This is a genomic window from Okibacterium sp. AC114, assembly GCF_979253355.1.
The window spans coordinates 1,767,527-1,779,192 of the sequence record NZ_CEEDBR010000001.1; the positions used below are offsets into that span (position 1 = coordinate 1,767,527).

At 69.4% G+C, this 11,666-nt stretch carries 9 protein-coding genes; 2 read left to right on the top strand and 7 right to left on the bottom strand.

Features of this window, described 5'->3' with window-relative positions:
- Nucleotides 1–13: 13 nt before the first annotated feature.
- From ACZ6IE_RS08345 to ACZ6IE_RS08375, 7 genes are all read right to left on the bottom strand, one after another.
- Nucleotides 14–1,864 carry a BCCT family transporter gene (locus ACZ6IE_RS08345; RefSeq protein ID WP_464607543.1) on the bottom strand — a complete coding sequence of 617 codons (1,851 nt, stop codon included), beginning with the start codon at nt 1,862–1,864 and terminating at the stop codon, nt 14–16.
- A gap of 86 nt (nt 1,865–1,950) precedes the next feature.
- Nucleotides 1,951–2,220: an HPr family phosphocarrier protein gene (locus tag ACZ6IE_RS08350; protein ID WP_464607544.1), complete on the bottom strand. Its 270-nt coding sequence runs from the start codon at nt 2,218–2,220 to the stop codon at nt 1,951–1,953.
- 61 nt (nt 2,221–2,281) lie between these two features.
- The gene (gene ptsP, locus ACZ6IE_RS08355) at nt 2,282–4,135 is read right to left on the bottom strand and encodes a phosphoenolpyruvate--protein phosphotransferase (protein ID WP_464607545.1); all 1,854 of its coding nucleotides are present in this window, start codon (nt 4,133–4,135) and stop codon (nt 2,282–2,284) included.
- Nucleotides 4,136–4,198: 63 nt separating this feature from the next.
- Nucleotides 4,199–6,370, bottom strand: a complete 2,172-nt coding sequence (locus tag ACZ6IE_RS08360) for a PTS fructose transporter subunit IIABC (protein WP_464607546.1) — start codon at nt 6,368–6,370, stop codon at nt 4,199–4,201.
- 13 nt (nt 6,371–6,383) lie between these two features.
- Entirely contained in the window at nt 6,384–7,436 is a 1,053-nt protein-coding gene (locus ACZ6IE_RS08365) for a 1-phosphofructokinase family hexose kinase (RefSeq protein WP_464607547.1), read from the bottom strand.
- On the bottom strand, nt 7,433–8,221 hold the full coding sequence (locus ACZ6IE_RS08370) for a DeoR/GlpR family DNA-binding transcription regulator (RefSeq protein WP_079727722.1): 789 nt from the start codon (nt 8,219–8,221) through the stop codon (nt 7,433–7,435). Before ACZ6IE_RS08370 ends, ACZ6IE_RS08365 begins: the two co-directional genes overlap by 4 nt.
- A gap of 243 nt (nt 8,222–8,464) precedes the next feature.
- On the bottom strand, nt 8,465–8,857 hold the full coding sequence (locus ACZ6IE_RS08375; RefSeq protein WP_464607548.1) for a VOC family protein: 393 nt from the start codon (nt 8,855–8,857) through the stop codon (nt 8,465–8,467).
- Between the two features lie 88 nt (nt 8,858–8,945).
- On the opposite strand from ACZ6IE_RS08375, the gene ACZ6IE_RS08380 reads away from it, so the two are divergent.
- Nucleotides 8,946–9,668 (top strand): DNA-3-methyladenine glycosylase I, encoded by a 723-nt coding sequence (locus ACZ6IE_RS08380; RefSeq protein ID WP_464607549.1) that lies wholly within the window; start codon nt 8,946–8,948, stop codon nt 9,666–9,668.
- A 9-nt stretch (nt 9,669–9,677) separates the two neighbouring features.
- Complete coding sequence (locus ACZ6IE_RS08385; RefSeq protein WP_464607550.1) at nt 9,678–11,546, top strand: DUF2207 family protein; 1,869 nt, start codon at nt 9,678–9,680, stop codon at nt 11,544–11,546.
- Nucleotides 11,547–11,666: the final 120 nt, after the last annotated feature.

Consider the following 11,666-nt stretch of genomic DNA (forward strand, 5'->3'; position numbering starts at 1 on the left):
GGTTGCGGGATGCCTAGTCGCGTTGCGGCGAACTGTCGGGAGCGGACGTGCCCGAAACGGCGGTGTCGGCCGACGACGGGTTCCCTGTGTCGACATCCTCGAAAGCACTCTCACCGTCGGTCTGTCCGCTCACGCCGGGATCGACGTCGGAGCCACCCGGAACGGGGGCAGGAGCCGAACCCGCACCGTGCACGCTGCCGCGGCCGGGCACCGGGAGTCGTCGGAGCAGCCCGCTCAAGAAACCGGCCGGCTCACGCTCGATCGGCGCCTCGACCTCGAGCCCGTAGTACTCGCCGATGTGGTCGACGAACTGGGCGCGGCGCGCACGCTCGTAGGCGCGCTGTTCGCGACCGAAGGCCAGGGCGGTCGACCAACACATCAGGAGCATGATCACGCTGAACGGCAACGCGATGATGATGGCCGCCGTCTTGAGCGCATTGAGGCCGCCCGAGAGCAGCAGGGCGATGGCGAGCAGGGCCGTCGTGAGCGTGAAGAACACGCGCACCCAGCGCTTCGGCTCGACCTGGCCGCCCGAGGCGATCATGCCCATGACGAGGGAGCCGGAGTCGGCGGAGGTGACGAAGAAGATTCCGATGAGGAGGATGGCGCCGACCGTCAGGACGGAGCCCGCGGGCAACTGGCCGAGCATCTCGAAGAGGGAACCCTCGACATCCACCTGGCCGTCGGCGCCGACGAGACCGCCGGGGCCTTGCAGCTCGGAGTAGATGGCCGTGCCGCCCAAAACGCTGAACCACAGGCACGTGATGATCGTGGGCACGAGGATGACGCCCGCGACGAACTGGCGCACCGTGCGGCCGCGCGAGATGCGTGCGATGAAGATACCGACGAAGGGCGCCCACGAGATCCACCAGCCCCAGTAGAACGTGGTCCACGCGGCCTGCCAGGCCTCACCCTCGGCGCCCGAATAGGCGCTCGTGTTGAACGACAGCGCCACGAAGTTCTGGATGTAGCCACCCATCGACTGCACGAAATCGCGCAGCAGGAACTGCGTCGGCCCGACGATCAGCAGGAACAGGACGAGCAGCGCCGCCAAGATGAGGTTGAAGTTGGACAACCACTTCATGCCCTTGGTCACGCCCGAGAGCACGGAGAAGAGCACGACGATCGTGATGCCGACGATGAGCCCCACCTCGAGCAGCTGGGACGGTTCGACGACGCCCGTGCTCTCGAGGCCGGCGGCGATCTGCAGCACGCCGAGGCCGAGCGAGGTGGCCACACCGAACAGGGTGCCCACGAGGGCGATGACGTCGATGGCGTTGCCCCAGCCACCGCGCACGCGCTTGCCGAGCAGCGGCTCGAGGGTCCACCGGATCGAGACGGGGCGCTTGCGGCGGTGGATGGCGTAGGCCAAGGCCAGGCCGATCACGACGTAGATCGACCACGCGTGAACTCCCCAGTGCAGGAACGTCTGGGACATCGCCGACTGGGCGAGCTGCGTCTCGGTGCCGGTGACTCCGGGGCGCGGGTTCGCGAAGTGGCTGAGCGGTTCGCTGACGCCGTAGAAGACGAGGCCGATGCCCATGCCCGCGGCGAAGAGGAGCGAGAACCAGGAGCCGAGCGAGAACTCGGGTTTGTCGTCATCCTGACCCAATTTGATGTCGCCGTAGCGCGAGAAACCGACCCACAAACTGAACACGACGAAGACGACCGCGATGAGCACGTAGTACCAGCCGAAGTTGGCGATGATGCTCGATTGGATGGCGCCGAACGCGGCCTCGGCGGCCTTCGGCGCGATCATGGCGAAGGCCACGAACACGATGACGATGGCCGCGGCGGGCCAGAACACCCACCGATGGATCGAGGGCGGCGTCTTCTGGTCAGGAGTCGTCGTGTTCGAGGGCATCAGAGAAGCCTAACAATCGGGGCGGCGCACGTCACATCGAGGGAGATTCCGGGCGGGCCGCGGTGGGATGTCGGTCGATCGGCGGGCTATTCCGCGTCGAGGTCGGTTTCGAGCAGCTGCGCGAGCTCCTCGAGAGCGGCTTCGGCGCCGTCGCCCTCGGCCTTGAGCGTCACGACGTCGCCGTTGGCGGCACCCAGGCTCATGATCGAGAGGATGCTCGACGCGTCGAGGTCGTCGCTGCCCTTGGCGGCGATGGTGACCTCGACCGGCTGGCGGTTGACGGCGTCGATGAAGAGCGACGCGGGGCGGGCGTGCAGTCCCACGCGGCTGGCGATGGTGGCTTGGCGTTCGGCCATGGTGTTCTCCTCAGGTGCGGATGGGTCGGATGATGCGGATGAGCGGTGAGAGACCGAGTGGTCAGAGACCGAGCGTCTCGAGGATGGGGAGGTGCTCGCGCGCGATGCGACGGGCTTCTGCGGCTGTCGGGGCGGCGACGACCGCGGCCGCGATGGTCTCGGCCTGGTCGAGCGTGACCGAGCGCAGCACCGTGGAGACGGCCTGGATGGCGCGAGATGTCATCGAGAGCGTCGTGACGCCGAGGCCCACGAGCACGACCGCGAGGGCCGGATCGGCCGCGGCCTCGCCGCACACGCCGACCGGTTTACCCGTCGTGGCCGACGCGGAGGCGGACACCGCTGCGCGACCCGCCTGGCCGACGTGCTGCACGAGCTGGAGCACGGCGGGCTGCCACGGGTCGTTGAGCGCGGAGAGCGAGCCCAGCTGACGGTCGGCGGCCATGGTGTACTGCGTGAGGTCGTTGGTGCCGAGGCTCACGAAGTCGGCCGTGGCGAAGATGTGCGCGGCGGTCAGGGCTGCCGACGGCACCTCGATCATCACGCCGTTGGTGGGGAGCCCCGCCTCGCGGCAGAGACCCACGAAGTCGGCGGCTTCATCGGCCGTGGCGATCATGGGGGCCATGACCCAGACATCCGCGTTCTCGGCCTCGCGCGCGGTCTGGATGGCGTGCAGCTGGTTGACGAGCACCTGACGCTTCTCGAGCGAGGTGCGATAGCCGCGGATGCCGAGAGCGGGGTTGGGCTCGTCGTCGTTGGTGAGGAAGGCGAGGGGTTTGTCGGCACCCGCGTCGAGCGTGCGCAGCACGACCTTCTTGTCGGGGAACGCGGCGAAGACGGCGCGGTAGTCGGACACCTGCTCCTCGACGGAGGGTTCGGTGTCTCGACCGAGGAAGAGGAACTCGGTGCGGAACAAGCCGACGCCCTGCGCGTTGGCGTCGACCGCCGCCGCCGCATCTTTGACGCCGCCGATGTTGGCGAGCAAGGCGACCTCGTGGCCGTCGGACAGGCGGCCGGTGCCGTCGAAGGGTACGAGCGCCTCCGACTGGCGGGCCGCGAGCTCGGCGTCGGCACGTTCGGCATCGGACGGGTCGAGGATGACGCGGCCACGGGTTCCGTCGACGTAGACCTCGCTGCCGTCGGCCAATGACGTGGCCTGCGACGCCGCGACGACGGCGGGGATGCCGAGGGCGCGCGCCAGGATGGCCGTATGCGACTGTGGGCCGCCGTCGCTCGTGACGAGCGCGATGACCTGAGCCGGGTCGAGCGTGGCCGTATCGGCCGGGGCGAGGTCGACGGCGACGAGAACGTAGGGGTGCCCGGGGTTCGGCAGGCCGGGTGCCGAGACGCCGCGGAGGGCCGCCACGAGGCGGGCGCGCACGTCGTAGACGTCTTGAGCGCGCTCCCCCATATAGCCGCCGAGGGCCGCGAACTGTTCGGCGATGGACGTCCCCGCCTCCCAGACGGCGCGTTCGGCGCTGCGACCGTCGTCGAGCAACTTCTTCGCGGCCTTGGCGAGCGTGGGGTCGGAGGCCATGAGCGCCGTCGCCTCGAGCACGTCGCGCGCGTCACCCGAGACGGTGGCGGCGCGGGCCGTGAGCTCGGCCTGGACGGTGGCCGCGGCATCCGTGATGCGAGCGTATTCGTCGTCGATGCTGCGACCCGGCGCGGCCTTCTCGGCCGGATCGGGGGCCTCGACGGGAGGGGCCATGCGGGCGACCGGACCGATGACGCGGCCGGGGCTGACGCCCACACCCGTGATCTCGGAGCCTGAGGCGGTGCCGGAGCCGGAGCCAGAGGCTGCCGAAGCGGAGGCTGCGGAGGCGGAGGCTGCGGAGGCGGGGGCGGCTGCGGCTGCGGCTGCCACTGCGGAATCGTCGGATGCCGATGCCGCGGACGAAAGGGAGGTGTTGCTCATAGTCGGGTCCTCGCAAGAGTGGTGCGGGCGGATGCAGCGGCTCGCGGCATCCGCCCTAGGAGTTTAGGCCGCGGGGGCCGGTTCGCGCACGGAGCCGGAGGTGGCCGAGGCACCAGCGCCCGTGCCATCCGCTGCCACCGTCGGACGCTTGCGCACCCAGCGCTTCAGCGCGATGACGGCCAGCGCCGACACGATCATGCCCACCAGGATGGCGACCAGGAACATGCCGAAGTTGCCGATGGCGAAGAACACGAACACGCCACCGTGGGGGGCCTGGGACGTGACACCCGAAGCCATGATGATGGCACCCGTGGTGGACGCACCCAGGATCGAGGCCGGGATGACGCGCAGGGGGTCGACGGCCGCGAACGGGATCGCACCCTCGGAGATGAAGGCCAGGCCGAGTGCCCAGGCCGCCTTGCCGTTCTCGCGTTCGACGGCCGTAAAGAGCTTGCGGTCGAGCACCGTGGCGAGGGCGAGAGCGAGCGGCGGAACCATACCGGCCGCCATGACGGTGGCCATGATCTGCCAGGGGGCTTCGTTCGACAGGCTGCCGGCACCGAGACCCGCGACGGCGAACGAGTAGGCGACCTTGTTGATGGGGCCACCCAGGTCGACGGCCATCATGGCACCGAGGATGATGCCGAGCACGACGGCCGACGCACCGGTCAGCGAGCTGAGCCACGTGTTCAGGCCCGTCGTGAGCGCGGCGATCGGGCCACCCAGCACGACGACCATGAGGCCGGACGCGACGATCGAGCCGACGAGCGGGATGATGACGACGGGCATGAGGCCGCGCAGCCAGCGCGCCACCTTCAGGCGTCCGAGGGCGTAGGCGATGCCACCGGCCAGCAGACCACCCGCGAGACCACCGATGAAACCGGCGCCCATGAGGAGCGACACGGCACCGGCCGTGAAACCGGGCGCGATGCCCGGACGGTCGGCGATAGCGTAGGCGATGTAACCCGCGAGGGCGGGCACGAGGAAGGCGATCGAAGCGTTACCGATGGCGAAGAAGACCGCGCCCAGGTAGTAGAGCAGGCCCTGCTCGGGCAGGTTGAACACGCTGTTCTGCACGATGATGTCTTTCGCGACATCGCTGATCTGGTAGCCACCGAAGAGGAAACCGAGGGCCATCAAGAGGCCACCGCCGGCGACGAACGGGATCATGTAGCTGACACCCGTGAGCAGCCAGCGCTTGAGCTTCTGGCCGAAGTGCTCGTCGATGCCGCCCTGATCGGCGGAAGTGTCGGAACCGGCGGCACCGGCGGCTGCGCCCGGGACGCGCCGCGCGTGGGGGTCGGTGGCGGCGGCGAGGGCCTCGGCGACCATCTCGTCCGGTTCGTCGATGCCGCGCTTGACGGGCGCCTGGATGACGGGTTTGCCGGCGAAGCGAGCCCGGTCGCGCACGTCGACGTCGACCGCGAAGACGACGGCGGAGGCGCGCTCGATGAGTTTCGGGTCGAGCGGCGTGGCGGCCGACGAACCCTGCGTCTCAATGTGCAGCTCGACACCCGCGCGTTCGGCAGCGGCGACGAGGGAGTCGGCGGCCATGTAGGTGTGCGCGATACCCGTGGGGCACGCGGTGACGCCCACGAGCAGGGGCTTCTCGGCGGGGGCCGTCGTGGCGGCTGCCGGGGCAGAAGCGGGCGCGGCCTGGTCGGTCGAGGTGGCGGCAGCGGCGGGGGCCGCGTGCGCCGGGCCGGAGCTCGTCGAGCTCGAGGTTGCCGAGGCGGCGGGTGACGCGGATGCTGCGGCTGCGGCATCCGGGTTCGCTGCGGGCTTGTCGGCGACGGCACCCTCGACGAGCGACACGATCTCGGCGGGCGTTTCGGCCTGGCGCAGGGCCGCCGTGAAGTCCTTCTTGATGAGCGACCGGGCCAGCTTCGACAGCAGCGCGAGGTGCGTCTGGTCGGCACCGTCGGGGGCCGCGATGAAGAAGATGAGGTCGGCTGGGCCGTCCTTGGCGCCGAAGTCGACGGCGGGGTTCGGGCGGGCCATGGCGAGCGTCGGCGTGTTGACGGCCGTCGAGCGGCAGTGCGGGATGGCGATCCCGCCCGGGATGCCGGTGTCGGTCTTGCCCTCGCGCTCCCACGCATCGGCGTAGAGGGCGTCGACGTCGGACGCGCGACCGGCGTCGACGACGAGCCCGGCGAGGGCGCGGATGACCTCGGAACGCTCGGCACCGAGGTTCACGTCGAGCAGCACCAGGGACGGTGTGATCAGATCGGACATGGGGACAATCTCCTTACTGGAGTCCGGCGGCGATGCGCGGAATCGGGCTGACGACGATGTCGCCGGGGTGGGTCTGTTCGGGTGAGGGCACGGTCGAACCGGGCAGAGATGCGGCCGCCGCGCCGTGCGCGACCGCCTGGGCGAGCGCATCGGGGGCCGACGCGCCGTTCGTGAGGGCGTAGAGGAAACCGGCCAGCGACGAGTCGCCGGCACCGACCGTCGAGCGCGCGACGATGCGGGGCGCGGGGGCGAACCACGAGCCGTCGCGCGTGACGAGCACGGCGCCACGGGAGCCGAGCGTGCAGAGGACGGCTCGCACGCCACCGTGGTCGTCGCAGCGCGGGGTGCCGTCGGGCGAGAATCCGGGGGTATGGACGTGGCCGTCGCGGGACGGCGCCGACGCCGAGGATTCGATGAGTCGCCAGGCGGCGGCGGCCGCGAAAGCGGGATCGGCCTCGAAGGAGTCCTCGTCGCCCTCCCCCGTGACCTCGGCCAGTTCGGCGGCGTTCGGTTTGATGAGGTCGATGCGGTGGCCCGAGGAGACGAGCGCCTCGAATGGGGCGCCCGAACCGTCGACCGCGACGAAGGGACGGGTGGGCGCGGCATCCACGGCGCTCAGCACGTCGACATAGAAGTCGTCTCCCGCACCGGGGGGCACCGAGCCGGCCAAAACGAGCCAGCGAGCGGATGCGGCGTGCCCGGCCACGAGCGCCACCAGCTCGGCACGCGCCTCGGCGCTCAACCGCGGCCCGGGCTCGTTGATCTTCGTCGTCGTGCCGTCGGGTTCGGTCAGCGTGAGGTTGGAACGGAGCGGCGCGCCCACGGGAACGTTGGCGACCTCGATGCCGAGCGCCCGCACGGCCACGACGAGCGCATCGTCGTCGTCGCCCGGCAACACCGCGACGGTGTCGAGGCCCGAGGCCTGAACGGCGCGCGACACGTTGACGCCCTTGCCGCCCGGCTCCTGGTGAGAGGTCAGCGCGCGCTGCACGTCTCCGCGGGCGAGGGGCGCGCCCAACTCGACCGTGCGGTCGAGGGACGGGTTGGCCGTGAGCGTGACGATCATGCGAGCACCGTTTCTACGTCGGCGAGGCCCAGCGCGTCGTCGAGATCGGCGGGCAGCGCGGCATCCGTGATGAGGGTGTCGAGGTGGTCGAGGTCGGCGAAACGGAAGAGCGCCTCTTCGCCCACCTTCGTCGAGTCGACGAGCGCCACGACGCGTCGGGCGCCGCGGACGATGGCGGCCTTGACGGCACCCTCGAGTTCGTCGGGCGTGGAGAGGCCGAAGTCGGCGCTCAGGCCGTTGGCGCCGATGAACGCGATATCGGGGCGGATGCGCGAGAGCTCGTCGACCGTCGAGGTGCCGACCGCGGCGCTCGTGATGCCGCGCACGCGACCCCCGACGAGGTGCAGCTCGAGGTGAGGGCTCTGGTGCAGCACGGCCGCGATGGGCACCGAGTTGGTGATGACCGTGAGGGTCTGCGATTCGGAGACGGGGGTCCACTCGGCCAACAGTTCGGCGAGGCGGCCCGTGGTGGTGCCCGCGTCGAGCACGATCGAGCCCGAGAACGTGGGCGGCAGCATGCGGAAGGCGGCGTGGGCGATGGCGTCCTTGGCCTCGCTGCGCTGCTCCTGCCGCACGGCGATGCTCGATTCGGCGACGCTCGTGCGATCGGCCGTGACGGCTCCCCCGTGCACGCGGCGCAGCAGGCCGGCGGCTTCGAGCTGGTCGAGGTCCCGGCGCACCGTCTCGGCGGTGACGTCGAAGCGGCGGGAGAGATCGGAGACCGAGACGCGGCCCGCGGTGTGCAGCACGTCGGTGATGAGTGCGTGTCGCTCTGCTTGATACATGTGTCGTCCTTGACGGTGTGTCGTGTGCGTCGCGCACGGCCCGTGGGGGCCGAGCCGTTCGATCTGCGTGTGGGGATGATTGTAGGCATGAGGTTCTCTCAAATGCAACACAAACACAGATAGTCAGACATAAACCCACATCGTCGGGATCAAAAAAGGCCCGCCATCCGAAGATGACGGGCCGGGGCGCGAGGTGCCGGGTGGCTCAGACCGGCTGCGCTCGACGGGGCGTTCCTGGGCGCCTCAACGGTCGGCCTTGATGACCGAGAGCACGTTGCCGGCGGGGTCGCGGAACCACGCGATATCGGGGCCGAAACCTTTTGCCACACCGCGCTCGTCCGTGCGGATGCCGGACAGCTCGTCGTCGGCATAGATCTTCGTCACCACGCCGAGGTCGTTGAGCTCGGTCACCGCCCGGTCGACGTCGTGCACGGCGAAATTCAGCACCGTGAACTCGGCGGGCACGTGCGTGGGTTTGGGATAGATGACGTGCTCGCCGCCACCCGGGAGCTGCACCATGAGCGTGTGCATCTCGGTGCGTTCGACCGCGAGGCCGAGGATGTCGCGATAGAACGTCTCGGCGGCGTCGATGTCGTCGACGCTGAAGCCACTGAAAGCCGCCTCGGTAGTGAACATGGGTTCTCCCTCGCTCGAATACTTCCTGGTTATCCACAGATTGGCACTCACCGGTCGGGATGTCGAGGGTTCGCCTTAGGCTCGGAACATGCCCTCCGCCGAATCGTCTGCCGTCCCGTCCGCCCCTCCCATCAGCTCTCCACGAGCCGGTGTCGTTGCGGGCGAGGATGGCCTGCTCCGGCCCTATTGGGCGTCGGTCGATCCGCTCATGCGCGAGTACTACGACACCGAATGGGGCATGCCGGTGCGCGACGAGCGCGGGCTCTACGAGCGGTTGACGCTCGAGGCGTTCCAGTCCGGGCTGTCGTGGGCGACGATCCTGCGCAAACGCCCGGGCTTTCGGGCGGCGTTCGACGATTTCGACCCCGACAAGATCGCGCGCTACGACGAGCGGGATGTCGAGCGGCTCATGCAGGACGCGTCCATCGTGCGCAACCGGCTGAAGATTCTGGCGGCGATCACCAACGCCCGGGCCACCATCGCGCTGCGCGACGAGGGCGGGCTCGTCGACTTCGTCTGGTCGTTCCAGCCCGCCGACACTCCCCGCCCGGCGACGATGGCCGAGGTGCCCACGACGTCGGCCGAGTCCATCGCCCTGTCGAAGGCGCTCAAGAAGAAGGGTTTCGCGTTCGTCGGCCCCACCACCATGCATGCCCTCATGGAGGCCGTCGGCATCGTCGACACCCACCTCGTCGACTCCCACCGGCGAGGGAGTTCGGGCGTCTGGCTCCCGGGGTCCGACTCCCCCGCGAGGGGGAAATCTCGGGATGAGGGCGCTGCAACCCGGCACACGAGCGCCATCCCGACCTAGGCTGACAGCGTGAGACGACGACGTGATACCGGTTTCCGTGCCCGCCTGACGGCCCTCATCGCCGTGACCGCCGGAGGTGTGCTCGCTCTGGCGGGCGCGACATCGGCCATGGCCGGCGGCCTGCACGCGTCCGACGACGACGACAACGTCTCGAACTTCACGTTCTCGCAGTTCGATGCACGCTATCTTGTCGACCAGGACGCCGACGGGTACTCAACGCTCGATGCCACCGAGACCTTCGTCGCCGAGTTCCCCGACTTCGACCAGAACAAGGGCATCATCCGAGCGATCCCCGAGACGTATCAGGGGGTGCCGCTCGACACGACCGTCGAATCCGTCGTCGACGCGAGCGGGCAAGACGTGCCCTACGATCTCGACAGCGACGACGGGTTCGTCACGCTCGCGCTCGGCACCGACGACTACGTGCGCGGGCAGCAGACCTACGTCATCCACTACACGCAGAAGAACGTGGTCGGCACCTTCGAGAACACCGACGCCGACGAGTTCTACTGGGATATGCCGGGCACCGGATTCGCGCAACCCTTCGCCCAAGCCTCCGCGACCGTCGAGATCGCCCCTGACCTCGTCGACAGCCTCACGGGCAACAGTGCCTGCTACGTCGGCCGCCAAGATTCGACCGACGACTGCGCGCTCACCGAACAGGCGAGGGGCAGTGGCACGACCTTCACGATCGCGCCCCAGGAGCTTCAGCCGTCGAACACCTTCAGCGTGGCCATCGGCTTCGACAAGGGCACGTTCACGCAGCCGGTCCGCCCGGCCACGCTGCCCGTGTTCACGGTCGTGCCGGGGGTCATCGGCGGGTTGGGAGTCGTGGTGACGGGCATCGCCGGTCTGCTGCGCCGACGCAGCACGCGCGACCACGCCGGGCGCGGCACGATCATTCCGCAGTACAGCGAGCCGCACGATCTCGACCTCTACACGGCCAGCAACCTCATCGGCAAGGAATCGAAGGCCACATCGGCCCAGATCATCCGCCTGGCCGTGCGGCGCAACCTGCGCATCATCCAAGACCGGGATGCGCAGAACGAGCATGGGAAGGGCGACGGGTTCCTCGTCGAATACATCGGCGCCGACGGGGCGACCGAGACCGATCTCGCGACCCTGCGCATCCTGTTCGGGCACGAGCTCGTGCGCGGGGCGATCCGTGACCTCGGGGCCAAGAGCGAAACGCTCACGACCGCGCTCAACACGCAGCAGTCGAAGGCCGGCTCGAAGGCGAAGGCCGCCGGCTATCGTCGCCGCGCACCGGTGGCCGGGGCAGCGTTCCTGCGCATTGTCGCCGGGCTCGTCGCCGTCGCGGGCGTCGTCATCATGATCGCCGCCATTCCGAGCTACGGCAGCAACGCGTGGACCGTGCTCGCCGGGATCGGCGGCATCGCACTCTTCATCCTGACGGTCGTGCTCACCTCGCCCCGCGAAGCGCTCACGGCCGAGGGCGCCGAACGCCGCGACTACCTGCTCGGCATGAAGGAGTACCTGACGCTCGCCGAAGCCGACCGGTTCCGTGTGCTGCAGAGCCCGCAGGGCGCCGAACGCGTCGACGTGGGCGACAACCGGCAGGTGCTCAAGGTATACGAGAAGCTGCTGCCCTACGCCGTGCTGTGGGACGTCGAGGAAGACTGGGCCGACGCGCTCAGCGCCTACTACGCCCAGTCGGGTTACGAACCCGATTGGTACGCCTCGAACATGGGCTTCAACGCCGCACTGTTCCACGCCAATATCGCCAGCATGAGCGCCACCACGGTCGCCGCGTCGAGCGCCTGGTCGTCCTCGGGCGGAAGCAGCTCGTTCGGCGGCTCCATGGGCGGAGGCTTCGCCGGGGGTGGCGGAGGCGGCGGAGGAGGAGGCGGGCGCTAGGCCCGCGCATCCTCCCTGCGTCGCTCTAGAACGCACACAAACCGGCCCCGCTCTTCGGCGACGTATCGAAGAGCGGGGCCGGTGAGGGTTGACGCGCGGCGTGTATTCAGGCCGGGCCGG

Excerpts from the sequence above, each read along its gene's own strand:
- ACZ6IE_RS08345 (WP_464607543.1), bottom strand. The coding sequence starts at position 1,864 with ATGCCCTCGAACACGACGACTCCTGACCAGAAGACGCCGCCCTCGATC.
- ACZ6IE_RS08380 (WP_464607549.1), top strand. The coding sequence starts at position 8,946 with ATGCCCTCCGCCGAATCGTCTGCCGTCCCGTCCGCCCCTCCCATCAGC.
- ACZ6IE_RS08375 (WP_464607548.1), bottom strand. The coding sequence starts at position 8,857 with ATGTTCACTACCGAGGCGGCTTTCAGTGGCTTCAGCGTCGACGACATC.
- ACZ6IE_RS08360 (WP_464607546.1), bottom strand. The coding sequence starts at position 6,370 with ATGTCCGATCTGATCACACCGTCCCTGGTGCTGCTCGACGTGAACCTC.
- ACZ6IE_RS08370 (WP_079727722.1), bottom strand. The coding sequence starts at position 8,221 with ATGTATCAAGCAGAGCGACACGCACTCATCACCGACGTGCTGCACACC.
- ACZ6IE_RS08350 (WP_464607544.1), bottom strand. The coding sequence starts at position 2,220 with ATGGCCGAACGCCAAGCCACCATCGCCAGCCGCGTGGGACTGCACGCC.
- ACZ6IE_RS08365 (WP_464607547.1), bottom strand. The coding sequence starts at position 7,436 with ATGATCGTCACGCTCACGGCCAACCCGTCCCTCGACCGCACGGTCGAG.
- ptsP (WP_464607545.1), bottom strand. The coding sequence starts at position 4,135 with ATGAGCAACACCTCCCTTTCGTCCGCGGCATCGGCATCCGACGATTCC.